The sequence below is a fragment of the uncultured Gilvimarinus sp. genome, from assembly GCF_963972205.1.
Classification (GTDB): domain Bacteria; phylum Pseudomonadota; class Gammaproteobacteria; order Pseudomonadales; family Cellvibrionaceae; genus Gilvimarinus; species Gilvimarinus japonicus.
The window spans coordinates 48,427-72,481 of the sequence record NZ_CAXAUC010000004.1; the positions used below are offsets into that span (position 1 = coordinate 48,427).

22 protein-coding genes and 1 other RNA gene are annotated in these 24,055 nt (G+C 54.2%); 14 read left to right on the forward strand and 9 right to left on the reverse strand.

What is annotated here, in order from left to right; all coding sequences use genetic code 11:
• Positions 1 to 82: 82 nt before the first annotated feature.
• On the reverse strand, positions 83 to 1,303 hold the full coding sequence (locus AACY82_RS08615) for a TonB family protein (RefSeq protein WP_339616392.1): 1,221 nt from the start codon (positions 1,301 to 1,303) through the stop codon (positions 83 to 85).
• 502 nt (positions 1,304 to 1,805) lie between these two features.
• On the opposite strand from AACY82_RS08615, the gene AACY82_RS08620 reads away from it, so the two are divergent.
• The 3 genes from AACY82_RS08620 to AACY82_RS08630 all read left to right on the forward strand — a co-directional run bounded on the left by AACY82_RS08620 (position 1,806) and on the right by AACY82_RS08630 (position 4,185).
• Complete coding sequence (locus AACY82_RS08620; protein WP_339616393.1) at positions 1,806 to 2,495, forward strand: cyclic nucleotide-binding domain-containing protein; 690 nt, start codon at positions 1,806 to 1,808, stop codon at positions 2,493 to 2,495.
• 162 nt (positions 2,496 to 2,657) lie between these two features.
• The gene (locus AACY82_RS08625) at positions 2,658 to 3,341 is read left to right on the forward strand and encodes a flagellar brake protein (protein WP_339616394.1); all 684 of its coding nucleotides are present in this window, start codon (positions 2,658 to 2,660) and stop codon (positions 3,339 to 3,341) included.
• A complete protein-coding gene (locus AACY82_RS08630; protein ID WP_339616395.1) occupies positions 3,310 to 4,185 on the forward strand; it encodes a hypothetical protein in 876 nt (291 codons plus the stop codon). Before AACY82_RS08625 ends, AACY82_RS08630 begins: the two co-directional genes overlap by 32 nt.
• 92 nt (positions 4,186 to 4,277) lie before the next feature.
• Here the strand turns inward: AACY82_RS08630 and AACY82_RS08635 are convergent, their stop codons facing one another.
• Positions 4,278 to 5,048 (reverse strand): hypothetical protein, encoded by a 771-nt coding sequence (locus tag AACY82_RS08635; RefSeq protein WP_339616396.1) that lies wholly within the window; start codon positions 5,046 to 5,048, stop codon positions 4,278 to 4,280.
• Between the two features lie 318 nt (positions 5,049 to 5,366).
• Here AACY82_RS08635 and dinB point away from each other — a divergent pair, with 318 nt between their 5' ends.
• Both dinB and AACY82_RS08645 read left to right on the forward strand, forming a co-directional pair.
• The gene (gene dinB / locus AACY82_RS08640) at positions 5,367 to 6,443 is read left to right on the forward strand and encodes a DNA polymerase IV (RefSeq protein ID WP_339616397.1); all 1,077 of its coding nucleotides are present in this window, start codon (positions 5,367 to 5,369) and stop codon (positions 6,441 to 6,443) included.
• A gap of 198 nt (positions 6,444 to 6,641) precedes the next feature.
• Positions 6,642 to 7,070 (forward strand): biopolymer transporter ExbD, encoded by a 429-nt coding sequence (locus AACY82_RS08645; protein WP_339616398.1) that lies wholly within the window; start codon positions 6,642 to 6,644, stop codon positions 7,068 to 7,070.
• Positions 7,071 to 7,422: 352 nt separating this feature from the next.
• Here AACY82_RS08645 and AACY82_RS08650 read toward each other — a convergent pair whose 3' ends face one another.
• The 7 genes from AACY82_RS08650 to AACY82_RS08680 all read right to left on the reverse strand — a co-directional run bounded on the left by AACY82_RS08650 (position 7,423) and on the right by AACY82_RS08680 (position 14,944).
• On the reverse strand, positions 7,423 to 8,703 hold the full coding sequence (locus AACY82_RS08650) for an aminotransferase class I/II-fold pyridoxal phosphate-dependent enzyme (protein ID WP_339616399.1): 1,281 nt from the start codon (positions 8,701 to 8,703) through the stop codon (positions 7,423 to 7,425).
• 101 nt (positions 8,704 to 8,804) lie between these two features.
• Positions 8,805 to 10,730: a M48 family metallopeptidase gene (locus AACY82_RS08655; protein ID WP_339616400.1), complete on the reverse strand. Its 1,926-nt coding sequence runs from the start codon at positions 10,728 to 10,730 to the stop codon at positions 8,805 to 8,807.
• Positions 10,731 to 10,756: 26 nt separating this feature from the next.
• Positions 10,757 to 11,353 (reverse strand): LemA family protein, encoded by a 597-nt coding sequence (locus AACY82_RS08660; RefSeq protein WP_339616401.1) that lies wholly within the window; start codon positions 11,351 to 11,353, stop codon positions 10,757 to 10,759.
• Between the two features lie 20 nt (positions 11,354 to 11,373).
• Positions 11,374 to 11,952, reverse strand: coding sequence for a BON domain-containing protein (locus AACY82_RS08665; protein WP_339616402.1), 579 nt, complete (start codon positions 11,950 to 11,952; stop codon positions 11,374 to 11,376).
• Entirely contained in the window at positions 11,952 to 12,539 is a 588-nt protein-coding gene (locus tag AACY82_RS08670) for an SIS domain-containing protein (protein ID WP_339616580.1), read from the reverse strand. The genes AACY82_RS08665 and AACY82_RS08670 overlap by 1 nt, the downstream gene beginning before the upstream one ends.
• A 24-nt stretch (positions 12,540 to 12,563) precedes the next feature.
• Positions 12,564 to 12,953 (reverse strand): YraN family protein, encoded by a 390-nt coding sequence (locus AACY82_RS08675; protein ID WP_339616403.1) that lies wholly within the window; start codon positions 12,951 to 12,953, stop codon positions 12,564 to 12,566.
• Positions 12,950 to 14,944: a penicillin-binding protein activator gene (locus AACY82_RS08680; RefSeq protein WP_339616404.1), complete on the reverse strand. Its 1,995-nt coding sequence runs from the start codon at positions 14,942 to 14,944 to the stop codon at positions 12,950 to 12,952. The genes AACY82_RS08675 and AACY82_RS08680 overlap by 4 nt, the downstream gene beginning before the upstream one ends.
• A gap of 78 nt (positions 14,945 to 15,022) precedes the next feature.
• Here AACY82_RS08680 and rsmI point away from each other — a divergent pair, with 78 nt between their 5' ends.
• From rsmI to mraY, 9 genes are all read left to right on the forward strand, one after another.
• A complete protein-coding gene (gene rsmI, locus AACY82_RS08685) occupies positions 15,023 to 15,865 on the forward strand; it encodes a 16S rRNA (cytidine(1402)-2'-O)-methyltransferase (RefSeq protein ID WP_339616405.1) in 843 nt (280 codons plus the stop codon).
• A 78-nt stretch (positions 15,866 to 15,943) separates the two neighbouring features.
• Positions 15,944 to 16,294: RNase P RNA component class A (gene rnpB / locus AACY82_RS08690), an RNA gene on the forward strand.
• Positions 16,295 to 16,618: 324 nt separating this feature from the next.
• On the forward strand, positions 16,619 to 17,059 hold the full coding sequence (gene mraZ, locus AACY82_RS08695) for a division/cell wall cluster transcriptional repressor MraZ (protein ID WP_041522469.1): 441 nt from the start codon (positions 16,619 to 16,621) through the stop codon (positions 17,057 to 17,059).
• 8 nt (positions 17,060 to 17,067) lie between these two features.
• Entirely contained in the window at positions 17,068 to 18,000 is a 933-nt protein-coding gene (rsmH, locus tag AACY82_RS08700; RefSeq protein WP_339616406.1) for a 16S rRNA (cytosine(1402)-N(4))-methyltransferase RsmH, read from the forward strand.
• Between the two features lie 5 nt (positions 18,001 to 18,005).
• On the forward strand, positions 18,006 to 18,308 hold the full coding sequence (gene ftsL, locus AACY82_RS08705) for a cell division protein FtsL (protein ID WP_339616407.1): 303 nt from the start codon (positions 18,006 to 18,008) through the stop codon (positions 18,306 to 18,308).
• Positions 18,309 to 20,057, forward strand: a complete 1,749-nt coding sequence (locus tag AACY82_RS08710) for a penicillin-binding protein 2 (protein ID WP_339616408.1) — start codon at positions 18,309 to 18,311, stop codon at positions 20,055 to 20,057.
• Positions 20,058 to 20,083: 26 nt separating this feature from the next.
• Complete coding sequence (locus AACY82_RS08715) at positions 20,084 to 21,586, forward strand: UDP-N-acetylmuramoyl-L-alanyl-D-glutamate--2,6-diaminopimelate ligase (RefSeq protein ID WP_339616409.1); 1,503 nt, start codon at positions 20,084 to 20,086, stop codon at positions 21,584 to 21,586.
• Entirely contained in the window at positions 21,583 to 22,959 is a 1,377-nt protein-coding gene (murF, locus tag AACY82_RS08720; RefSeq protein ID WP_339616410.1) for a UDP-N-acetylmuramoyl-tripeptide--D-alanyl-D-alanine ligase, read from the forward strand. The genes AACY82_RS08715 and murF overlap by 4 nt, the downstream gene beginning before the upstream one ends.
• Positions 22,960 to 24,042, forward strand: a complete 1,083-nt coding sequence (gene mraY, locus AACY82_RS08725) for a phospho-N-acetylmuramoyl-pentapeptide-transferase (protein WP_339616411.1) — start codon at positions 22,960 to 22,962, stop codon at positions 24,040 to 24,042.
• The last annotated feature ends 13 nt before the right edge of the window (positions 24,043 to 24,055 follow it).

The window sequence follows — 24,055 nt, forward strand, 5'->3', positions numbered from 1 at the left end:
CGAACGATGCACGCTAGGCCGGTTTAGCTAATTTATCTAAAGGCACAAAAAAAGCGCGGCTTATCGACCGCGCTTTTTTTGTTTATTGCTCTTGCAGCTGAAAGGTGATCGGGATGGTGAAATCGTGTAGCTGTCCCGGTATCAACGCCGGTACCTCGGGGAAGGGCTCTGCGGCTTCCACGGCGTCCATCGCTTCACTGTTTAAAACCCCGTGTTCGGTTTCTTCGATTAGGGTCGCGTTTAACAGTTCACCTTTACGGTTTATTTTAATCGCAATCCTGATTGAGCCTTGATAGCCCCGTTGCATTGCGCGGCGCGGGTAGCTGATCTCGCCTTGCACCTTGCGCACAAGGTTGGAGAAGTAACGCTGGTTAGCGAGTAGCGATTCGGCGGTAAAGGTCGGTACAAAGTCTTCGTCGGACTCATCAAGTGGCTCGGGCTCGACCGGCGCTACGCTGCTGGCAATGCTTGATGAGCTACTGGATACCGGCGCTGCCGGTGCTGAGCTTTCTACCTGCACGGTTTCACTGCTAGCGGCCTGGGTGGCGGCCGGGTTGGCTGACGGTGTTGGCGGAATCTCAATTTTGGGCGTGTCGATTTTACTTTTTGCCGGCACGACGGCAGGAGCGACCGCGACTTCTTGTTTGGGTTGTGCCTCAGGTTCTGGCTCTGGCTCGGGTGTAGGTGCGGGAGCACCCCACAGTGCGACTTGATCGGTGCGTTCGGGCGTTGGGTTGATGCTAGCGTAGCGTCCGGTGAGGGAGATGCTAACATCGCCGCTAACCAACAGTTGCTCGCGGTAGGTTGATGAAAGTGGCACCCGGCCCAGCCAGGTGCTTAGCAATAAGCCAAAAAAATTGTCATCGGCAATCGTTCCTAGCGTTATACCGTCGACACTGACGCTGACCCCTTCGCCCGGTGTTAGGGCAAACACTACGTGATCGTTCTCTTGCAGGCGCTCTTGAAACATCTTGGTGAAGCTCACCATGTTATCGGCTTGCTCAGTCAGGGCGCTGCCGCGTATGTTAATGGCCATGCCCTCAATCCACATACGGCTAAATTTACGTGCCGAGATGCCCCGCTCAGCGGTAATTTTGAGCTCCATGCGCATGGGTTGGTTGGCCGCCAAAAGCGTGCTGGCATCGCTGCTGAGGCTCTCGCTGTAGATGGCGCCGATAAACTGGTCGCGCCCCAGCTCTTGATGGACCGCCATACCGTTTAGCAGCGGCGCCCCGTGAGCGAGGTTAGCGCCCAGCATTAGTAGGGTTAGGATCCAGTAGACAGGGACTTTGAATGTACGCATAGGGCTCGCTTCGCTTTATTCTTGGGTTATCGGCAAGTGCCTGTTAGGTTAGGGCATGGCTCACAGGCTTGTGCGAGTAGATTAAAAGGTTATCGTCAGTTAACGTAAATAAAAACTTAACTCGTATACCTCTTAATCGGGCTCTGTTTTTTAGGCTTACGGGCACTTCTTTTTGTTCGGAATAGCCCTGAAGGCCCCGTGGGCACGGCCAAGACGTCCAGTCACGGCCTTGCAATCTTTTTTAAAGGGCGCCTTAATGGCAAATACCGCCTAGCGGTCTGAGCTTTTGGGCTCGCGCAGAGGCAGCACTGGCCTATTAGAGGTGCCCTATGGCCTTACTTTACCTAAAAATGGCGGTGCAGAAAAGTTTAAAGCGCCAAAACCGAAAGGCATTTATCTGGGGTCAATATCATTAAAGTGTAAAGAACTGCTATTATGAGATTTTGCGGCCGTGTTTACGGCTTAATGAAGTTTGCCGACTGTGGAGATGATCGACCGGCGTATGGAGATTAAGCTAATTCAGAAGTTTCAGCGCGAGACAGTCGATCAGCTGCTCTCGGCGATCCCCTTTTTTAAAGCGGTTAGGCAGCACGACCTAGGGCAGTTTGAGGTATTGCTGGCGCACTCGCGTATTATTACCTATCGGCCTGGCGAAGTGGTGGTGCATCGCGGCGATGGTGACCAGAGTCTGTATTTCTTGCTTAAAGGCTGTTTGGCGGTATACCCCAATGAGGCGTTGCAAGGGGAACCGGTTAATATGATTACTCCGGGCGAGGTGTTTGGGGATCTGGCCCGCCTGACCCACCGGCCGCGCTCCGCCACTATAGTCGCCGATCAAAAAAGCCGTGAGGTGATGGTATTTGCCTCAGATTTTGGGGTGTTTGGCGAGCTGGAGTCTCATTATCCCATTAGCTTACACACCAAACTTTTGTACTACCGTAATACCGTACACAACCTCCGTTGGAAGTTAGAGGTGTATCGCTCCATGCATCCGGACTCCCTCCTCGCCAACGAACATCGAGCCATTAAGCTATACACCGGCCCTAAAGATTGCCTGCAAGAGCTGCAATCGCTACACGATCAGGCTTGTAAGCTCGCCGCCTTATTAATGAGCTGGAACGACCGTTTTGGTGCGATTAACCACGAAGAGCCGCTGGTTAGCGATCAGCTAGTCAAAGCCCTTGATCGCTAATTTGCCGCGCGCTGACAAGTGAGTAATACTATCGCCCTCACGGTACAGTCTGGCCGCTAAGTTCAAATGGTTAACGTGGCTAAAAGCTCTATGTATTTCAGCTGTGCGGCCCATTAAACTCGCGCGCCGGCGTATTTACCCCGCACCTATATAATTAACGCTATGGAATTTTCTGACCTTAAGCTGCCTTACGGCACCTCTCTACAGTTGCAAGTAACCAACAGTGTAGGACAGCCCGAACGTTATACGGCTCGTCTGGTTGGCGCTGTGCCGGGGCGTAGTTTAATTTTTAGCGTGCCCCGCCCCGGTGGCAAGCTCGTTCGTTTTAGGCCAGGGCAAAAGCTTGCGGTGCGTTTAATGATTGCCAATGGCATTGGTTTATTCGCCGCCGTGGTTGAGGCGCAAACTACTGAGCCTTACCCGCTGCTTTATGTGAGTTACCCAGAGGCGGTCACTTTTAAAGGCATTCGCGGTGCGACCCGGGTAACCGTGAATTTGCCGGTGACGACCACTAATCGCGATGATTTGGGGGGCGCTCAAACAAGTGGCTTTATTGCCGATATCAGTACATCGGGTGCTCGTCTCGAGTTGCGCGATGCGATCGTAAACGTTGGTGATACTCTGAGCATCGAGGCGCAGGTGCAAGTCGCCGAGCTCAAACGTCAGCTTACGGTGACCGCGGTGGTGCGCTCTCGTGTTGAACGTAGCACCCAAGAGCGCTCGCAAGAGCTGCCAGCGGTATACGGTGTTGAATTTACCGAGCGTGATCAAGACGCTCTTTTGGTGCTTTACGCTTATGTGTTTGCGCAAATTGTTGAAGAGCAAATGCCGCACGAGCTTAGCTAACCCGTGTAGGTTAAAGGCTGGCTTTTTCGCTTTAGGCGGACTTACGGCGATTTTTTTTGCCGGCGAGCTGCTGGCCCAAAGTGCGCCGGATGAGGTCGATGTCCACCAGTTGCATCTACCCCGCACGTATTTGCGTTACCTTCCCCCCATGCTTGATGGTGCAAGGTTAATGGCCGCCGACGAACACTGCGCTCAGTTTTTGGCGGGCGACTTGAATATCGATCAAAGCACTTTGTCTCACCCAGTTTTTCGTTATCAGTGTCGCGACCCTGACGGCATGACCTATCGCTGGCATGTCGATGGCGACAGCTTAGAGGTTATCGATGAAACCCGACCCGGCGGGCGTGTTAGTTTTGCTGAGTTGTCGGCCGAATATGAGCGAGAGCGAGAGCAAGCCCGGCAGCGAGCCGCTGAGCGACAGGCAAAAATTGATGCGTTACAGCGTGAGCGTCAAGAGGTGGCTGAGCAGTTAGAGGCCGAGCGCCTGGCGCGTGAGCAGTTAGAGGCCGAGCGGCAAGAGCAAGCGCGTCGGGGGCGATTATGGCAAACCTGTACTGCACAATTGGCAGCACAAACAGCGGATATGATTGCGCGAGAGTGGCTGACTGTGGCGCAGCCTGAGCCCGAGGTAGATGAAGGGCGAGTGCGTTTTAACATCGATTTTAACGCGCGCAACTTGACTGGCACAGAGCTGAAGTATCGCGCCTACTGCGATGCCATAGATCAGGGCGAGACGGTAACGATTGAGATTCACCCGCGCGCACTGGTTAGCTCCAGCGCCGACTCTATGAGTTCTCAGGCGGCGTCAACTGGCACTCTAAGTTCGCAATCGTCAAGCCATTAACCTAGCGGATTACCGATCCTGTAGAAACAAAAAAAACCGCGACAACTGAGTTGTCGCGGTTTTTTTGTGTTGCGCTTGTTAGCGTATAAGGCTTATTTGGCCTTTGGCTTACGACCGCGCTTTGCTGGAGCCTTCTTGGCCGGTGCTTTTTTGGCAGCACGCTTAACCGGTGCCTTTTTGGCTTTGGTGGCCGGCTTAGCTTTGGCTTTTTTAGGCGCATTTTTGGCTTTCGCTTTCGCGGCAGCTTTTTTAGCGGCTAGTTTGGCTTTAGCAGCGGCTTTCTTTTCGGCGGCTTTTTGCTTAGCAGCGGCCTTTTTGGCAGCGGCTTTAGCGCGAGCGGCGGCTTTCTTGGCGGCTAGTTTGGCTTTAGCAGCGGCTTTTTTCTCGGCGGCTTTCTGACGAATAGCGGCTTTCTTAGCAGCGGCTTTTGCTTTAGTGGCTTCTTTGCGCTCAGCGGCTTTCTGCTTTTTAGCTACTTCAGCTTCTGCTTTAGCGTTAGCCTTAGCGTGTTGCGCTGCAGCACGGTTAGACGCCTTAATAGCGTTTAAGGTGTGCTTCAGGCCTGCCAGAGTTGATTTGGCGCTGGTCGCTTCGGCTTGAGCTTTGCGTACGGCAGCGTTAGCGGCCGTTACTTGCTTAGCTGCAGCGGCGGTGGCTTTTTTCTTTTTGGCGCTAGCCAATTTGGTGCGGGCTGATTTGAGAGCATTGTTTGCTTTCGTTACCGCTTTTTGTTGAGTTTCAACTGCCTTGGCCGCAGCTGTTTCTTCTGCGGTGCGGGCTTTGGTCAACTGGGTTTGCAATTGCGCCAGTTGTTTTTCCAATTGTGCAACTGTATCAACAGCTTTAGTTTTACGAGCAGCCATGGTGAGCTTCCTTTATTGTTGTGAACAAAAAAGTGAACGGACAAAATCCGAGTGGGTAATACGTTAAAACTTTACGTATGAATTTCAAGCATTTTACGACATTTTCAGTAAAAAAATTGGCTTTTTAGCAAAAATTAATCGCTTTATGCGTTTTTTTTTAAGGTTTAAGGCATTTTTTTTAAATTTATCGGTTTGTTGGACGGTTTTTACTGCGCAATATTTTTGTTGCGATGCTTCTTTTAATAAAACCGCGATGCGCTAGTGTTTACACGAACAGTTAATTTATACTGTGTGTATATACAGTTTTTGAGGGTGTGTATGAGCCGCACAATTATTCACTGCGACGCCGATTGTTTTTTTGCTGCGATTGAAATGCGAGATAACCCCGAGTTAGTTGGACGAGCCATCGCCGTTGGCGGTCATCCAGACCGGCGCGGTGTTATCTCTACGTGCAATTATGCGGCGCGACAATTTGGGGTGCGTTCGGCGATGGCCTCCGCTTATGCACTACGGTTGTGCCCAGGTCTTACGATTTTGCCGCACCGAATGGTGCACTACCGAGAGGCTTCACAAAAAATAATGGCGATATTTCATCGCTTTACGGACTTGGTTGAGCCGCTGTCGCTAGATGAGGCTTTTTTAGATGTGTCGGAGCTGGTGACTGAGGGAGGTAGTGCAAGACAGATTGCGGCTGCTATTCGCAAACAGGTGGTTGAAGAGGTGGGCATTACGGTTTCGGCTGGCGTTGCTCCCAATAAGTTTTTGGCCAAGGTTGCCAGTGATTGGCGCAAACCCGATGGTTTGTTTGAAGTACGGCCTGATCAGTTGTCGGAGTTTGTCGCGCAGCTCCCCGTTAGTTGCATACCTGGTGTTGGTCGGGTAACCGCTGAACGTTTGGTGCAGCTACAAGTGAAAAGCTGTGGTGATCTGCTGGCTTTTAGTGAGCAGGATTTATGTGATCGTTTCGGACAGTTTGGTTCGCGTTTGTATCATTGCAGCCGCGGAGTGGATACGCGCTTGGTGCGTAGCGAACGACAGAGAAAGTCCGTCAGTGTGGAGCAGACGTTTGCGCGTGATTTGCCGGCAAGTGAGGCCTGCGACCTTTACCTCGAGGAATTAATGGCACGGTTGCAAGCGCGTATTGATAAGTTAACGAGTCGTTATGGTGTTGGTAAAGCGTTTGTGAAGGTGAAGTTTGCCGATTTCTCTAGCACCACGTTAGAGCGTGCCGGGGGCGAGTTTGGTTATAACAATTTTGCCGAGCTAATACATGAGGCCGCGAGCCGCAATGAAGGCTTGGTGCGCTTGTTGGGGGTGGGGGTTCGCTTGACCGACGCTGAGGCAAAGCTGCCTACGGAGGTCGGTCAGTTGGGGCTGTTTGGGGGTAGCCCTTAAGCCGCCGTAGAAGTGACGCCTCGCCCGTTTATGGTGCGTCGCCTGACCTGAGGTGGTTAAAAATCACCCAAAGATCTCAGTTTACGAATATTTGCGTACAAATTTGCGGTAAATGGTTAGTCAGGCTCAATACAAGCTGGTACTATTGGTCGCCTGAATATCTGCCATCCACTAGCATAATAACGGGGAGTGTGTACGGTGAGTCGTAGAAAAAAGAGCCGTAACTCTGAAGAAAGTAACGAAATTGATCTGACGCCGATGCTCGACGTCGTATTCATCATGCTGATCTTCTTCATTGTGACCGCATCATTTGTGAAAGAAGTCGGTCTTGATGTGAATGTTCCTGAAGAGAACGATGAGCCGCCACCGCCAAATGCTGACCCTAACATTTTGGTGCAGATTACGGCGGATAACCAGATTTGGGTGTTTGGTGAAAATGGTCGCCGCCGGATTGATGAGTCATCGGTGCGCTCTAACATTACCCAGATGCGCGCTGAGCTACCGAAAGCCTCGGTGATCATTCAGGCTAATCATAAAGCCGATGCTGGTGTGTATGTTGCGGTGGCCGATGCGGCCAAGGCAGCCAAAGCCCCTGCGGTGGTGCTGGTGCCGGTTGAAGACAACTAAGTTATCGGGCGAGTCTCGATACTTAAAAAACCACCTTCGGGTGGTTTTTTTATGCCTGCCTGTTGATGAATGGGCCTAAACGGCTCTTGTGCGGTTGCTGTTTGCTAAGTTTAGCCTTAAGCCGAGGCGCACCCGTTGGCAGTATTCAGCGCTAAGCTGTGATTTTGCGTCCGATCAGAGTTCAGCTCGGGTATTGCCCCACCGCTTAGTTGTCGGGGTTTTGAAGCAGAGGCGGCGAGCGCAGCCTAGCACGATGTGTTAAGGCGGGAGTTTAGTGCTTTTGGGGGTAAACGTGGCGTGAGGCTGGCATTACCACGGCCCAGGTTGGGCGCGTGGTAATGCGCTTGAGTTTTTATTGTTTGCTAAGTGCCTGGCGCACTGAGGCGAGCTTAACGCAGGTAACAAACACCTCCATCGCACCCACTACTTCATCCACCGATGGGACCGACGGTGCAATACGGATATTGCAGTCGTTAGGGTCTTGTCCATACGGGAAGGTGGCGCCCGCTGGGGTCAGTTTTACGCCGGCTTCTGCCGCTAGGCGAACGGTCTCTTTAGCGCAGCCGGGGCGGGTATCAAACGATACAAAGTAGCCGCCCTGGGGTGTCTCCCAACTGCCTAAATCTGTGCCGGTAAAAGCGCTGTCGAGTGCTGTGAGAACCGCATCAAAACGTGGTTGTAGCAGCTCGGCGTGCTTTTGCATGTGGCTCATTAGGACGTCGCGGTTGGGCAAAAAGTGCGCGTGACGCAGCTGATTGACTTTGTCGGGACCAATAGTGGCCGCCCCTAAAAACTTTTTAATGCCTGCCAAGTTGGCATCACTGGCGGCCATAAAGGCGACGCCAGCACCGGCATGGGTGATTTTAGAGGTGGATGCAAACTGGATAACTGTGTTGTCTGTGCCGTGTTTGGCGCAGGCATCAAAGACGGAAGCCAGCTGCGGAGCGTCGCTGTTTAAATCGTGTACGGCGTAGGCGTTGTCCCAGAATACCCGGAAGTCGGCGTGCGAAATATTGCCCAGTTGGGCGATGCGATCGACGGTTTCGTCCGAGTACACCACGCCAGTCGGGTTGGAGTACTTGGGTACGCACCACATGCCGCGAATACTGCTATCGGCTTTAATTAATGCCTCTACCGCATCCATGTCTGGGCCGGTGGCGGTCATAGGGGCGGTAATCATCTCGATACCAAGCTGCTCGCACACGGTAAAGTGGCGGTCGTAACCAGGCACCGGGCAGATTACTTTAGGCTTGTCGATGTTTTTCCAGGCGCTCTCGGGGCCGGTTAAACCAAACTGATAAGCCGTTAGCACGGTTTGGTACATCAAGGTCAGGCTGGCATTGCCGCCTACTAAAATATGGCTGGCAGGTACACCCATTAAATCAGAGCCCAGACGCTTGGCTTCCGCGATGCCATCAATGCCGCCGTAGTTGCGGGTGTCGGTGCCGTTGTCAGTTTGGTAGTTACCTTCCAGGAACCCGTCTAAGGTGTCCGACAGTGAAAGCTGTTCGGCAGAGGGCTTGCCGCGAGTCACATCAAGGTTGAGCTGTTTGGCGACAATGGTTTGGTATTGTCCGGCCAGTTCAGCTTCCCATTCACGCAGTTGTTCGACAGTGGCTTGATCCAGTTGCAAGGGGTCACCTCAATAGTTGGTTGCGGGGCGCATTTAGCGCGCGGGGCATTATTATACAACACCGCTGCGCTCTGTTAAGTGTCGCGCGCCATTAGAGTGGGTTATTGTCGCGCTAGCGGCGGTACCGGGCAGTTTAAGCTGTCGGCGATGGCGCGAAAAAGCTCTGCCTCGGCGGCGGTAATTTTGCCGTCCGATTCAATAGTTTGCATCATTGCTTTGAGTAATTGCGGCTTTTGCAGTGGCCGGGTGCGGTTTAGCTCGTGCAAGGCTTTATCTAAGGCATTGATGTCTAAAGCAGCTCTTTCCAGCAGCGGCAGTTCGCTCATGCGCAGTAACTCGCGCGCTTGGGCAAAGGCCCGGGCCGCATCGGTGGTGTTGTCGGTACCGGCGTGAGCGAGATACGACAACACAAACTGGCAGCTATCGCGCATGTGTCGCAGCTGTTTGTGTTGGCTGTGAAAGTTTGGCTCGCTTAAGTGGTGGGTGACGATGCGCCGCAAGCTCCACTCGTGCAGGTCAGTTCTGTTGTCCGCTGCGATTAATGCGTCCATTGCGTTTTGTAATGTGCGCGCTTGTGACTCGCTGAGCGCTTTTAGTGCGGGAAGACACAGCTCGAGCAGCGCTAGGCGGTCAAGTTCATCGACTTGGGCGGCGTGCTTTACCGTGTTGCGCCACTGCTTTAAGGTCGCTTTGGTGTAGTGGTTTGTCAGTAGTTGCCACTGCTGGTTGCGCATCTCGCTGCTTGTGGGGTCGAGTAATAACCCGATGATAATCGCGCAAGCACCGCTGGGTGAATGTGCCTCATCGCGCAGCGCGTCGCCAATGTCTTCTAGCTGGCCCCGGGCCTGCGCGAGGGCGTCGCTATTGGTGTGGCCGATCTGCTCCACAGCCGCGGCGAGCACGCTGGCCTGAAAAAAGCGCTCGCGGTTATGGTTTGCGTTGTCTTGGGCTGACGCTGTGGTTGGCTGATCAGGCTTGGCGGACGAGTCGTACTCGCCATCCCAGTTGGGTTGCAGGCGTTTAATGCGCTCTGCTAGGGGCGGGTGAGTGGCCATTAAGCTGTTAAACGCGGTGCTTACGCCTTGGCCGAAGTACATGTGACTAAACTCGGCGCTGTGGGAGGCATCGAGTTTACTGCCGGCATCAAGCCCGCCGATTTTTTTTAACGCACCGGCAATGCCGTTATTGTCGCGGGTAAACTGCACCGCCGAGGCGTCGGCCAGAAACTCACGCTGGCGGCTAACGGCGGCCTTAATAATGTTGCCAAAAAAAGTCCCGGCGTAACCGATAATAATTAAACCAATACCGGCGATGGCAATGCCGCTGCCCTTGTTGTCGCGATTAGATCGTCCGACGCTGCTATACATACCGCCGCGCACCATAAAGTGCCCGATCAATCCGAGCAGTAAAATGCCATTTAACAGCGCGACTAAGCGCATGTTAAGCCGCATGTCGCCGTGAAAAATATGGCTAAATTCGTGGGCAATAACACCTTGCAGTTCGTCGCGGTTGAGCTGCTCGATACAGCCTCGCGTTACCCCGATGACCGCGTCTTGCGGCGTGTGTCCGGCGGCAAAGGCGTTAATCGCGGGCTCCTCTAGTAAGTACACGGGCGGTACCGGCGCGCCAGAGGCAATTGCCATTTCTTCGACGACATTAAGCAGCTTGCGCTCGTTTAAGTCGCGAGTATCAATATTAATAAGGTGGCCACCTAAAGACTCTGCGACAACGCGTCCACCGCGCCGTAGCTGCTGGTATTTATACAGCCCACCGATGAGCGCAACCGTTATGACTAGCATGGATATACCGCTAACGGTTTGCCAGTCGAGCAGCGTTGCGAGGCTGGACCAAAACCCCATGCCGGCGGTTTCCAGATGGTGGGCACTGTTGCCGGTTTGCAGGTAAAACATGATGCCGGCAAACAGTACGGTGGTTACCGCGATAAGGGAGATTATGGCAAGTATCAGCAGCATCACCAGACGCTTGGTGTTGCGTCTGGCAATGTCTTGTTGCTCGAAGAAGTTCATTGGCGCTAGGCTTGTATGGGAGGCGATTAAAACGAAACTTTGGGGGCTTCGGCGATTGCCTCGCTGTCGTCAAACTCCAGCAAGCTGGCGTCTTGCGCGTGACCGAACATGCCGGCTAATACTACGGGCGGAAAGCCTTGCTTGTAAGTGTTGTAGTTCATCACTGAGTCATTAAAAGCCTGGCGAGCAAAGGCAATACGGTTTTCGGTGCTGGTTAGCTCTTCGGATACCTGTTGCATATTGGTCGAGGCTTTTAGGTCGGGGTAGGCTTCCATAACCACATTTAAACGCCCAAGTGCGCTGCTGAGTGCACCTTCAGCGCCGGCTAATTGGCCCATGGCCGCCGCGTCGCCCGGAGCCGCAGAGGCGGCTTGTAAACCCGACATGGCTTGGTTGCGTGCCTGAGTTACCGCCTCCAGCGTTTCGCGCTCGTGGGTGATGTAGGCTTTGGCGGTTTCGACCAAGTTGGGGATCAGGTCGTAGCGTCGCTTAAGTTGTACCTCGATTTGGGCAAAGGCGTTTTCAAAGCGGTTTTTAAGTGCGACGAGTTGGTTGTAAACACTGATAATGTAGAGCACCAGTGCGGCGAGAATAACGAGTACAACAATTGTGCTTATGCTCATATGGCAATCCCTTTAAACAATTAGTCGATGTATTCAAATACTCGTACAACTTTTTGGACACCACCAGTGTGACGCGCCACGTCGGTGATGGTTTCGGCCTCGGCGCGAGTCACCAGCCCCATTAAATAAACCGTATTGTTCTCGGTAACGATTTGTACCCGGCCGCTTTCGATGTCGCGATTGGTGAGTAGCTTAGAGCGAATTTTAGTGCTTAGCCAGCTATCGTTGGCACCGGCGAGTAAAGAAATGGGCGCTTGCACTTGCAGCTCGTTGTGCACTTGGCGCACGTTGGGCATTTTGCGCACAGTATTGCCGGCCAGCTCGCGAGCCTCGTTGGTGGGCACTTGGCCGATCAGCAGAACCACGGCATTAAAGCTGTGAACGCTGACGGGGGCGTTGTCCAGCGCCTTGCTGGCTTTGTCGATATTCACCGAAGCGATGGTCTCGATTTGGTTGTCGTCGATTTTTACCCCTAACGAGCGTTTGCCGGGGTCGATTTGGATGGGCTCGTCGGTGGTGGCACTAATGATACTGGTGCAGCCGCTAAAGGCAGCGATAAAGGTGCCAAGCAGTAACCAGCGGGCAAACATGTGAGGCATTATTCGTGGCTCCCAAACAGTTGTTCTTCAATTAAGTCGCACAGGCAAAACAGTGTGAGCAGATGCACTTCGTGGATGCGGGCAAAACTTGCATCGGGTGTCGGGAGTTCGACATCGCGATTGTCCAACAGTGCAATAACGTCGTCACTGTCGCGTCCGGTAAGCGCAATAACGGTGATGTCGCGGTCGTGGGCGGCGCTGATTGCTTGCAGTAAATTGCTGGCACTGCCGGAGGCGCTGAGCAATACCAGCACATCGCCCGGTTGGCCGATTGCACGAATTTGTTTGGCGTAGATCTCGTTGTAGGTGTAGTCGTGGGCGATGGCCGATTGGGTAATAACGTCGGCGCCGATATTAATGGCCGGTAGGCTGGGGCGCTCGTGCTCAAAACGGTTAATCAGGCTGGCGGTAAACGTTTGCGCGAGTGCGCCACTGACACCGTTACCGCAGGTGATGATTTTACCTTCATTGAGCAGTGTTTCGACAATCAATTCGCTGCTGTGGGCAATGAGAGGGGCGAGCTGCTCGCCCGCCTGCATTTTGGCTTCGATACTTTCGTGAAAGAGGGTAATAACCCGCTGATCCATAATGTTCTCTTTATCGTCAGACATTTAAGCGGCGCCAAAGGCATTTTTGATCCACTCGGGCGGCTGCGCCGAGTCCAGTGATTGCAATGCTACCACATCAAATCGACAGGGGACTTTGTCGGTGAGTTTTTCGCGCTGTAGGTAGTGTTGGGCGGCTTGGATAAGTTTGCGCTGCTTGGCGCTGTTAACGCTTTCACTGGCACTGGCAAAGTGTTGATTGCCTCGCAGCCGAACCTCGACAAAAACCACGGTGGTTTGGTCGCGCATAATAAGGTCAATTTCGCCGCCACCACCAGTGACGTTAGCGGCTACAAAGGTTAAGCCGGCGCGCTGTAAAAAGTCGCGCGCCTGCCGCTCGGCCTGTTGGCCGCGATTGGGTTGCGGTTTTAGTGTGCGCAGCACTCGGCTGATCACGGAGCGTTGCCGGCGCGCTGGATGGCGCTGCTGGTGATTGGTTTGGCAATGCCGTCGTCAAACTCGGCCCAAATTTGCTCGCGCACAATGCGGCCATCTTGCAGCATGCTTAGCATGCCCGTCGCGCCCAGCACCCGGGTTTGCGGCAAATGTTTTAACTGCGGTAAGCGCGGGTAAAGATGATAGGCGTCGGCGCCCATGGCGTGCAGCCGCTCATAGGCAGGCGGCGCATCGGTGTTGGCGTCTATCGATTGGGTTTCGACGTTGTCGGCAAACAGCCACGGCAGCGTGTTAAAGCGTATACCGTTTAAATCGCGGTCGGCCTTGGGGCTGTCGGTGCCGTTGTAAATCTGGCTGGTGGCAAATACAGGTATATCGCCGGCGTAGTGAAACGCCAGAGTCGGTTTAATTTGTCGCGCCTGAGGTGGGTTGGCGATTAAAAAAATCATCTCGATATCTTTGCGCCGGCGCGGTTCAAAGTGGCTGTTGGTGTAAATAATTTTGCGCAACTGGCTGTGGCGCTGTTCGCTATCGTCCACCAATAGCGAGCGCTTAAGAACGTCCGAGTAATCGCCGGCGCCAATATAGCGGCTTAGCGCGACGACTTCGCCATCCAGTTGTTGCCACTGCTGAATAAACGCCTCGACACTGCGCTCGGCCCAATCGATATCGGGGGCGATAATCATGGCCCGACGATGGCCTTGCAGGTGTGCATGGCGGGCGATTTGCCGGGCTTCGTCCTCGGCGGCCAAACCAAATTGATAGAGCGCTGGCGCAAACAGTGAGTTGTTGGCTGTCGGTTGATTGCCTGTGAGTGTCGGGTTGCTCGTGTTTATGGGTATTACGCCTGGCAGCTTGGCTTGCAGCGGCGGCACTTTTAAATCGGCAATATTAAGGTTGGTCGTGTTTGCGCTTTTATCGGAGTTTTGCTCGCGATAATTTAAAGCGAGTACTGGCACGCTAAGGCTTGATCTTTGGGCCAGCGCGTCGACATTGTCTTTTGCCAGTGGGCCGATAATTAATTCGGCGCCTTCGCTAACCGCTTGGTCGTATAGCTGATTGATATCACCAGTGTCGGTGTCGTACTGCCGAATAGTAGGGTTTTGCTCAGCGCTGCGCTCGGCAAAGTAGGCCGCTAAAAAGCCATCTCTTACTGCGTTGGCAGCGCCGGCCAGGCGACCGCGCTGGGGTAACAGCAGGGCAATGGTTTGCGGCTGCTGGGCAATCAGCTGACCCAGCAGCTGTAAATCGCTGGGTAGCTCTAAGTTGGCTGGATGGCTGGGGTGCTGCATGCGCCATAGGTCGACCCGCTCAAGCTGGCGATTAAGGTTGGCGGCGCTATCACGCGTTACCTGCGCCAGCGTTGCCCAGCTACTTAGGGTGGCGTTGTCGGCACTGGTGGCCAGCTCGTCCAGTTCGGGAGTTGTTAAGCTCATTAGGTCTTGCCAAATGGCCTCGTTGTTAAGGTAGAGCTCATCGCGGCCTAGGAGGTAGCCCAGCTCCACGCGAGTGGCGAGGCTGGATTGATAATCGCCCAGCAACGAGCTGGTTTGGGCGCGCCGCTCTAGCAGCGTGCGTTGCTGCTCGGGCCGCAGTGTGCTCCAAAGTTGCTTGAGTCGGGGGCTGCTGAGTGCGTCGCGAGCCTCAAAGAAGTGGTCGCTGGCGTAGGCGATAGCACTGTAGCTTTGTAGGTAGTTGAGGTAGACCGCATCGCTCATGGATTGCGCTGATAGTGGTTGCAGCAGTGAGTAAGCCCAATCGGTTTGTCCTTGCTGTTGCAGCAGCTCGGCAGCTTGTAGCAAATAATCGGTACGTTCGCTGGGGCTGCCTTGGCGAGCTTTGTCTACCAGCTTATTAACTTGCCGTTCGAGTGCCTGGCTGCTGGCATTGCCCTCGTCAGTACTGCCTGTACGCGTAGATTGTGGTGCGCAGGCCGTTAACAGTAGGCCCAGGCTTAAAACAGACAAAACTCGTGCTAGGTTGTTGCGCATGGTTCGACTCTTGTTGAGGAGGGCAGCGATGCAGTGCCGGCGGTGTTAAACTGCGCCTTTTGTAACTCAGGTGCAATCATGTCGCAGTCGCTCGGTACACTTTATGTTGTCGCTACGCCCATAGGAAACTTGGGTGATATGGTACCGCGCGCGGTGCAGGTGCTCCAGTCCGTTGCGTTAATAGCGTGCGAGGATACTCGCCACAGCGCTCGATTACTGGAGCATTTTGCCATAACGGGCCGCTGTGTTGCCTACCACGATCACAGTGATGATAAGCGCACCGAGCAGATTTTAGCGCAATTGCAGGCGGGCGAGGAGGTGGCGTTGATCAGTGATGCCGGTACGCCGCTGGTGTCCGACCCAGGCTACCGGCTTGTGCGCGCTGCGCGCCAAAGCGGTATCCGGGTAGTGCCGATCCCGGGTGCCTGTGCGTTTGTTGCCGCCTTAAGTGCCGCGGGCTTGCCTTCTAATCGTTTTACTTTTGAGGGTTTTTTGCCGGCCAAAGCCGGCGCTCGGCTAGCGGCGCTAGAGGCACTCGCTGATGAGCCGCGCACGCTTATTTTTTACGAGGCGCCCCATCGGGTGCTGGCCTGTGTCAAAGACATGGCGACGGCGTTTGGCGCCGAACGTGAGCTGGTGATCGCCCGCGAAATCACGAAAACCTTTGAGACTATCCATACGGCTCCCGCGGCGCAAATGGTGCAGTGGATCAGCGCCGATAGCAACCAAGAGCGCGGCGAGATCGTGTTGTTGGTGCACGGCGCACCCGAGCGCAAAGTGGGGCTGAGCGCTGAAACCGAGCGGGTAATGCATTTGCTGTTGGAGGAGTTGCCAGTAAAACAGGCGGCCGCGCTGGGGGCAAAGTTAACCGGCGCCAAGAAGAACGAGTTGTATCAGTGGGCGCTTGCGCAGCGGCAGTAACGGCCCTTATGGCTCTGTGGGTGTGGGGCCGCTTAACTTTGCTTGACTTTTTGGGGCGCTACGCTAAGGTGTTCGCTCGGAGTCGGCTCGGCAGTCGCTGCTCGCTTTAGCGGGTGGAGGAAAGTCCGGGCTCCATAGGGCAGAGCGCCAGGTAACGCCTGGGAAGTGCGAGCTTACGGAAAGTGCAGCAGAGAGTAGACCGCCTAAGCAACCTCGGTTGCCGGTAAGGGTGAAAGGGTGCGGTAAGAGCGCACCGCGCGTCTGGTAACAGTTCGTGGCATGGTAAACCCCGCTCGGAGCAAGACCAAATAGGAATCCATTGGTGTGGCCCGCACTGGATTCGGGTAGGTTGCATGAGGTGTGTGGTGACACGCATCCCAGATGAATGACTGTCCCAGACAGAACCCGGCTTACAGGCCGGCTCCGAACTACTTCTTTTGAGTTGCGCTTCTATATGTCGCAATCGTCTATAGTTACCCCTCTTTTAATTCTAAACAGTCCCACACTTAAAGTAACTTCTTAAGAGTTGTTTGTATCTCTTTGTAATATAAAGTTATTGTTTGTGTTTTGCTGCATTCTTCTTCGCTAGATGTCTACCAGTTAACGAACTTTTCCCCCGCTTTTGTGAATTTTACCTGCATTTTCCCGCGTGCTTGCTTGACTTTGTTCCTGCCGGATTTATAGTGTGCAATGTGGAAAAAAGTGGGTAATAGTGGTTTTTTGTGGAATCAAACCCCTAATAAGTGGTGAAAAGTGTTTACAGGTAGTCATGCCATCAATATGGACGCCAAAGGGCGTATGGCGATACCGACCCGGGTACGTGAGGGGTTGGTGGAGTCGTGTGCCGGGCGTTTGGTGGTGACGGCTCATACTGAAGACCGCTGCTTGTTGGTGTTTCCCGAGCCCAAGTGGCAGGAAATTCTACCTAAGATTCAAAGCTTGCCCACCATGAATAAGGCGTCGCGCCGGGTTCAGCGTCTGCTGATCGGTTATGCCTGTTCCCTCGAAATGGATGCCAACGGACGAATATTGGTGCCGCCAACGCTGCGTTCTTACGCTGATCTGGACAAAAAACTAATGCTTGCAGGGCTTGGTGACAAGCTGGAGTTGTGGAGTGAAAGCAGCTGGTTTGCCCAGATGGAAGAGCCCGGCGACGACGACATGCCCGAAGAACTGCAGTCACTGGTGTTATAGGAGTCAACATGGGTGAGCAGCCACATATAACCGTGCTTCTCGATGAGGCGGTGGACGCGTTGGTGGAAAATGCGTCCGGCTTTTACGTCGACGGTACATTTGGGCGCGGTGGGCACAGCGACCGAATTCTCGAGCGTTTGGATGCCGATGGCCAGTTGCTGGCGATCGATAAAGATACCAGTGCAATTGATGTGGCGCGTCACCGCTTTGGCAGTGACGCGCGCTTTGCTATTGAACACACCAGCTTTGCTGAGCTGAGCCGTTTAGTAGGCGAACGCGAGAAGGCGGGCAAGGTAGATGGCATTTTGCTGGACCTTGGGGTGTCGTCCCCGCAGCTGGACGAGCCCGAGCGCGGCTTTAGTTTTTTAAATGATGGCCCGCTCGATATGCGGATGGATCAAACTCGAGGCATGAGCGCGGCCGAGTGGGTTAATACCGCCGCTGAATCTGAGCTGGCCCGGGTAATGAAAGAGTATGGCGAAGAGCGCTTTGCCAAGCGCATGGCCAATGCGGTGGTGCGCGAGCGTGAGCAGTCGCCCATTACCCGCACCGGGCGTCTGGCGCACATATTAAAAGAGGCCAACCCGGCCTGGGAAAAAGGTAAGCATCCGGCTACCCGAGCGTTTCAGGGGATTCGCATTCATATCAATAATGAACTGGGCGACCTTGAGAGTGTATTGGATCAGGCGTTGGAGATGCTGGCGGTTGGCGGGCGCTTGGTGGTGATCAGTTTTCACTCGCTGGAAGATCGCTTAGTGAAGCGTTTTATTCGTCGTCATGAAAAAGGCGATCCGGTGCCGCGCGGTGTGCCCTTGATGGAGTCGCAGCTAAACCGACGTTTACGCAGTCGCTCTAAGGCCGTTAAAGCCGGGGGCGATGAGTTGGGTCGCAATGTACGCGCACGCAGTGCTGTGATGCGCGTCGCCGAAAAACTTGCGTAGTTGCTGTGAATCGCGGGCCGTCAAACGGGGCGAGCAACTGGCGCTGGTTAGTGGTGGTGGGCTTGTGGCTCACCAACATAGTGTCGGCTCTGGCGGTGGTGGCGGTGACGCAGCAAGTGCGCCGCGATACCAATGAGCTTGAAACGCTGCGGCGCGAATCGGCCGATTTAGAGGTCCAGTGGGGCCAGTATTTGTTAGAGCAGAGTACTTGGGCGTCGTATACCCGGGTAGAACAACAAGCGGCTGAGCAGTTGGGCATGAAAGTGCCAGATGCCAGCCAAATAATTTTAATTGAGAAGGAGCGTTAAGTGCGGCCACTCACGCTAAAGTCCTGGCGTTTTTACAGTGTGGTACTGGCTTTGCTAGTGCTCGCTGTCGCGCTGCTTGGGCGAATAGCGTCACTGCAAGTGCTGCCCGATGCCGATCGTGGCTTTGAGTTTTTGCAGGGCCAGGGTAACGCTCGCACTTTGCGCACTGAGCCAATCAGTGCTTATCGCGGTGTTATCACTGATCGCAATGGTGAGCCCTTGGCGGTGAGTACGCCGGTAGAATCTATTTGGGCCAACCCGCAAGTGTTGTTGCAAAAGCCGCAGCAGTGGGCAGCGCTGTCGCAAAAGCTGGGCTGGAGTCAGGCCGAGTTAGAGTCGCGCTTGTCGCGCTTTTCTAATAAAGAGTTTATGTATTTAGAGCGCCACTTGCCGCCGCAAGAGGCGCAGGGCATTTTGGCTTTGGGTGTCGATGGCGTTTACTCCCAGCGCGAGTATCGTCGCTATTACCCCGCCGGCGAAGTGGCAGCGCAGTTAGTGGGTATTACCGATGTGGATGATCGCGGCCAAGAGGGTATGGAGTTGGCCTACGATGCGTGGCTGACCGGCGAGAGTGGCGCCAAGCAAGTGATTAAGGATTTGCGCGGCCGCACGGTTAAAGACCTAGGTTTAACGAAAGCGGCGCGCAGCGGCCGCCCTTTGGCGTTGAGTATTGATTTGCGCTTGCAGCACCTTGCTCATCGCGAGCTGAAAAAAGCGGTGCAAGAGTTTGGCGCCAAAGCGGGCTCAGTGGTGGTCCTGGATGTGCGCACCGGTGAAGTGTTGGCGATGGTCAATCAGCCCTCCTACAACCCCAACGACCGGGCGAGCATTAAAACGGCTAGCTTGCGCAACCGCGCGCTGACCGATGTCTTTGAGCCTGGCTCTACCATGAAGCCTCTGGCCATGGTGGCGGCACTTGAGACGGGGCGCTTCGAGCCTTACACCGTGATTGATACCACCCCCGGCTACGTGCAAGTGGGGCGTAAGGCGCTTTATGATCCGGTGGATTACGGCAAGCTGGATTTAACCCATGTTATTTCCAAGTCCAGCCAGGTGGGTATGACCAAGCTGGCTCTTAAGCTTGAGCCGAACATTATTCGCAATATGTATTACCGTTTAGGTTTGGGGCAAGGGACTGGCACGGGGTTTCCCGGTGAGGCCGTCGGTGTGCTGCCTTCTTACAATAAGTGGAAGCCAATCCAGCAAGCGACTTACGCATTTGGCTACGGTCTAAATCTAACCATGGTTCAGCTGGCGCAAGCTTACAGTGTGCTGGCGACAGGCGGCATTAAACACCCTGTGTCTTTATTGCGCAAAGAGGGAGAAGAGATTCCGGGTGAGCAAATTGTGGATAAGCAATACACCCACAAAGTGATGAAAATGCTGCGCAAAGTCGTCGCCACCGGTGGCACTGGCACGCGCGCCAATGTCGACTCCTACAGCGTCGCCGGTAAAACCGGTACCGCCCATAAGGCGGATGCGGGGGGCTACTCCGAGAACCGTTATGTGGGCTCGTTTGTGGGCGTTGCGCCCGCGCAAGATCCGGCCATAGTGGTGGCCGTTATGATTGATGAGCCGCGTGATGATAAATACCACGGCGGCCAAGTGGCGGCGCCAATTTTTTCCAGTATTACCGGTGGCGCTTTGCGGCTTTTGCAAGAGCCCCCCGAGAACGAAGGCGCGCGGGTCAGTGTCAGAAAGCTGGAGTCGACGCCTGCCTTGGCTCAGCACGGAGGGACGTTGCTGTGATGGCTGCCCGCATGAATGAGCGCGCTATGACCCTGGCCCAGGTGCTGGACGATGAATCCTTGCACGAGTTGGATTCAGTGCGTTGGTCCGTGTTGCAGGCTGATAGTCGTCGCATTATGCCGGGCCATGTTTTTGTCGCGCTGCAGGGAGCGACAGTGGACGGGCGCGACTATATCAGTGACGCGATTCATCGTGGCGCCAGTGCTGTGGTCATGGAGGCCGAAGCGAAAGCGCCGGCGGTGGAATATCGTGGTTCGGTGCCGTTAATCTCGGTGGTGGGGCTAAGCGCAAAAATGAGTGCTATCGCCGCTCGTGCTTACGCTGACCCCAGCGCGGAGCTAAACATTATTGGCGTGACTGGCACGAACGGTAAAACTACGTGCAGTTTGTTAATTGCCCAGTTGCTTGAAGCGCTTGGGCAGCGTGCGGCGGTAGTTGGCACGCTCGGTTACGGCCGGGTAGGCGAGCCACTGCAGGCGACCGGCTTTACAACGCCCGACGCCATCTCCAGCCAGGCGTTGTTGCGTGATTTAGCTGAGCAGCGTATTGGCTCAGTGGTGATGGAAGTGTCTTCCCATGCGCTGGCGCAAGGTCGTGTTAAAGCCGTGCGCATGTCGACGGCGGTATTCACCAATTTATCCCACGATCATTTAGATTTTCACGGTGATTTAAAAGCGTACGGCAAAGCTAAGGCGCGTTTGTTAAAAGCGCGTGATTTGCAGTGCGCGATTATCAATCGCGATGACAGTTGGTGTAAGTCACTACTGAAAAAAGCCGAAACGCTGGAGCAAGTGTTCAGTTATTCCCTTAGCTCAAAAAAAGCTGATGTTTATTTCGAGGCGTTAACCTATTGTGCCGATGGTATCACCGGTACGGTGCACACGCCGAAGGGAAGTGCTGAGATTACCTCATCACTGATTGGCGATTTTAATGCCAGTAATATTTTAGCCACGATCGCGGTGGCGATATCACAGGGTTACGCGTTGGATAAAATCGCAGCGGTCGTCCCTAGGTTGCAATCCGCCCCAGGGCGAATGGAACAGGTTCGTTTGCGCGCCGATCAAGGGGTTCAGGTGGTAGTGGATTATGCTCACACGCCCGACGCGCTAGAAAAAACCTTACGAGCACTGCGACGCCACACCGAAGGCAGCCTTTGGTGTGTGTTTGGTTGTGGCGGTGATCGCGACCGTGAAAAACGTCCGGCTATGGGGCGAGTGGCTGAAAAGTCAGCGGACTACACTATTGTGACCAACGATAATCCGCGCGGTGAAGACCCGGCTAGTATTGCCGGTGAAATCGTCCGTGGTATGCATCACCCCGAGCGCTGTCTAGTAATTGCCGAGCGAGATAAAGCGATTGATCTAGCAGTGCAGCAAGCACGTGCCGGTGACACCGTTTTGCTGGCTGGTAAAGGGCATGAGGCGGTGCAAATTTTTGCGCAACGTCAGCTGCCGTTTAGTGATGTGCAGCAAGCGCGTGCCGCCCTAGTGAAGCGCCTTGAAAAAGACGCTCAAGGGGGGCAAGCATGATCGGCAGTATGACGATCGCGCAGCTGCAGCGCGAACTGGCTTATAAGTTGATGACTAGTGCCAGCGGTGAGTCCCGTAGCTTTACCCGGGTCTGTACCGATTCGCGCAAGATTCAAGCGGGCGATTTTTTTGTCGCGCTGCGCGGACCTCGCTTCGATGGGCATCAGTATTTGGCTGCGGTGCAAGACGCCGGCGCCGTCGGGGCTTTAGTGGACACTCCCGTGCCGGGGTGCACTTTGGCGCAGTTGCAGGTAGACGATACCACGCTCGGCTTAGGTGAGATCGCCCGTTTAAACCGCGAGCGCTTTGAGGGGCCGGTCGTCGCCATTACCGGCTCTAGCGGTAAAACCTCGGTGCGCTCCATGGTTGACGGTATTTTGCGTTGCGAGGGGGAGGTTATGTCCACCCAAGGCAACTTTAACAACCACATTGGTGTGCCGTTAACCTTGCTGCGCCTCGAGGGGACGGAGCAGTATGCGGTGATCGAAATGGGCGCCAGTGCTATCGGCGAAATCGCTTATCTATGTGAGCTGGCCCAGCCTGATGTGGCGCTGGTTAACAATGTAATGCCTGCGCACTTAGAAGGGTTTGGCTCGATTGAAGGTGTGGCCGATGCCAAAGGTGAAATCTACCAAGGCGTTGCAGCCGATGGTTGCTGTGTGATTAATCTGGATGATCAGTTTGCCCCTGTGTGGTTAGCACAGCTACACAATCGTGCGCATATTGGTTTTTCGTTGTCCGACTCCGCCGCCGATTGTTACGCCAGTGATATTACGCCATGCGGTATGACCACCCGCTTTAATCTGCACTTGCGGGGCCGGATATTGGCGATAAATTTGCCGGCATTTGGGCTGCACAATGTACGCAATGCTCTGGCTGCTGCCTGTTGTGCTCAGGCGGTTGGCGCGAGCGACGAATCTATTTGTGCCGGGCTAAATGCATTTGCCCCAGTGTCGGGGCGCATGAACGTTAAAGCTGGGGCCAATGGAGCCCGGGTGATCGACGATAGCTACAACGCCAATCCGGGCTCCGTGCGTGCGGCCATCGATGTTTTGGCCGAAATGCCCGGTGACAACATTTTGGTGATTGGCGATATGGGTGAGTTGGGCGAAGAGGCTTACTTGCTGCACGCCGAGATCGGCGCCTATGCGTCTAACAAAAATATTCAAGCGGTATTCAGTTGTGGCTCATTGGCTCAGGCCGTTACCGATAATTTTTCGGGCACCGCTAAACATTTTGATGAGCACGGTGATTTGATCGCGCATCTGCAAGAAGTGACGATAGGTGCCGACCATACTGTTTTAATAAAAGGCTCGCGCAGTGCCCGAATGGATATCGTGGTTCGGGCTTTGACTGACGAGGAGAACCAATAAATGCTGTTATGGCTGGCCGAACAACTACAAGAATACTTTCGCGGCTTTTTCGTGTTTCAGTATTTAACACTGCGCGCCATCCTGAGTGTGATGACGGCACTGGGGATTTCGTTACTGCTAGGGCCCTGGATGATTCGCAAACTGAATCAGTTGCAAATTGGCCAGTCGGTTCGCGATGACGGTCCGCAATCGCACTTGAGTAAATCAGGCACCCCGACGATGGGGGGCACCTTAATTCTGGCAGCCATATTTATCAGCAGTTTGCTGTGGTCCGATTTAAGTAACCGTTACGTGTGGGTGGTAATGGCGGTGACCGCAATATTTGGTGCGGTGGGTTGGGTCGATGACTACCGCAAAGTCGTTAAGAAAAACTCCCGTGGTTTACCCGCGCGGTGGAAATATTTTTGGCAGTCTGTCGGTGGCTTGGGTGCGGCTATTTATCTGTACATGACGGCGACATTGCCGGTTGAGACACAGCTGTTCTTGCCGTTCTTAAAAAGCTTTGCATTACCGTTGGGGATTTTTTACATCGTGCTGAGCTACTTTGTGGTGGTTGGTGCGAGCAATGCGGTTAATTTAACCGATGGTCTTGATGGTTTGGCCATTATGCCCTCGGTTATGGTGGCCGGCGCCCTTGGTGTTATCGCTTATGTCACCGGGCACTACGAGTTTGCCCAGTACCTGCATATTGCCCATGTGCCTGGTAGTGGTGAGTTGGTGGTCTTTTGTGCCGCGCTGTGCGGTGCCGGCTTAGGTTTTTTGTGGTTTAACACCTACCCCGCACAAGTCTTTATGGGTGATGTTGGCGCTTTGTCGCTCGGCGCAGCACTGGGCATTATCGCCGTTATTGTTCGCCACGAAGTGGTGTTCTTTATTATGGGTGGGGTCTTCGTGGCGGAGACAGTCTCGGTGATTTTGCAGGTGGGCTCTTACAAGTTAACCGGTCGCCGAATCTTTAGAATGGCGCCGTTGCATCATCACTTTGAATTAAAAGGTTGGCCTGAGCCACGGGTTATCGTGCGCTTTTGGATCATTACCGTCATGCTCGTATTGTTTGGGCTGGCGACACTGAAGTTACGTTAGGTAAGGCTATATA

Excerpts from the sequence above, each read along its gene's own strand:
- AACY82_RS08670 (WP_339616580.1), bottom strand. The coding sequence starts at position 12,539 with ATGGATCAGCGGGTTATTACCCTCTTTCACGAAAGTATCGAAGCCAAA.
- AACY82_RS08625 (WP_339616394.1), top strand. The coding sequence starts at position 2,658 with ATGGAATTTTCTGACCTTAAGCTGCCTTACGGCACCTCTCTACAGTTG.
- AACY82_RS08655 (WP_339616400.1), bottom strand. The coding sequence starts at position 10,730 with ATGAACTTCTTCGAGCAACAAGACATTGCCAGACGCAACACCAAGCGT.
- dinB (WP_339616397.1), top strand. The coding sequence starts at position 5,367 with ATGAGCCGCACAATTATTCACTGCGACGCCGATTGTTTTTTTGCTGCG.
- AACY82_RS08620 (WP_339616393.1), top strand. The coding sequence starts at position 1,806 with ATGGAGATTAAGCTAATTCAGAAGTTTCAGCGCGAGACAGTCGATCAG.
- murF (WP_339616410.1), top strand. The coding sequence starts at position 21,583 with ATGATCGGCAGTATGACGATCGCGCAGCTGCAGCGCGAACTGGCTTAT.
- AACY82_RS08665 (WP_339616402.1), bottom strand. The coding sequence starts at position 11,952 with ATGCCTCACATGTTTGCCCGCTGGTTACTGCTTGGCACCTTTATCGCT.
- AACY82_RS08715 (WP_339616409.1), top strand. The coding sequence starts at position 20,084 with ATGACCCTGGCCCAGGTGCTGGACGATGAATCCTTGCACGAGTTGGAT.
- AACY82_RS08660 (WP_339616401.1), bottom strand. The coding sequence starts at position 11,353 with ATGAGCATAAGCACAATTGTTGTACTCGTTATTCTCGCCGCACTGGTG.
- rsmI (WP_339616405.1), top strand. The coding sequence starts at position 15,023 with ATGTCGCAGTCGCTCGGTACACTTTATGTTGTCGCTACGCCCATAGGA.
- mraY (WP_339616411.1), top strand. The coding sequence starts at position 22,960 with ATGCTGTTATGGCTGGCCGAACAACTACAAGAATACTTTCGCGGCTTT.
- rsmH (WP_339616406.1), top strand. The coding sequence starts at position 17,068 with ATGGGTGAGCAGCCACATATAACCGTGCTTCTCGATGAGGCGGTGGAC.
- AACY82_RS08635 (WP_339616396.1), bottom strand. The coding sequence starts at position 5,048 with ATGGCTGCTCGTAAAACTAAAGCTGTTGATACAGTTGCACAATTGGAA.
- AACY82_RS08615 (WP_339616392.1), bottom strand. The coding sequence starts at position 1,303 with ATGCGTACATTCAAAGTCCCTGTCTACTGGATCCTAACCCTACTAATG.
- AACY82_RS08680 (WP_339616404.1), bottom strand. The coding sequence starts at position 14,944 with ATGCGCAACAACCTAGCACGAGTTTTGTCTGTTTTAAGCCTGGGCCTA.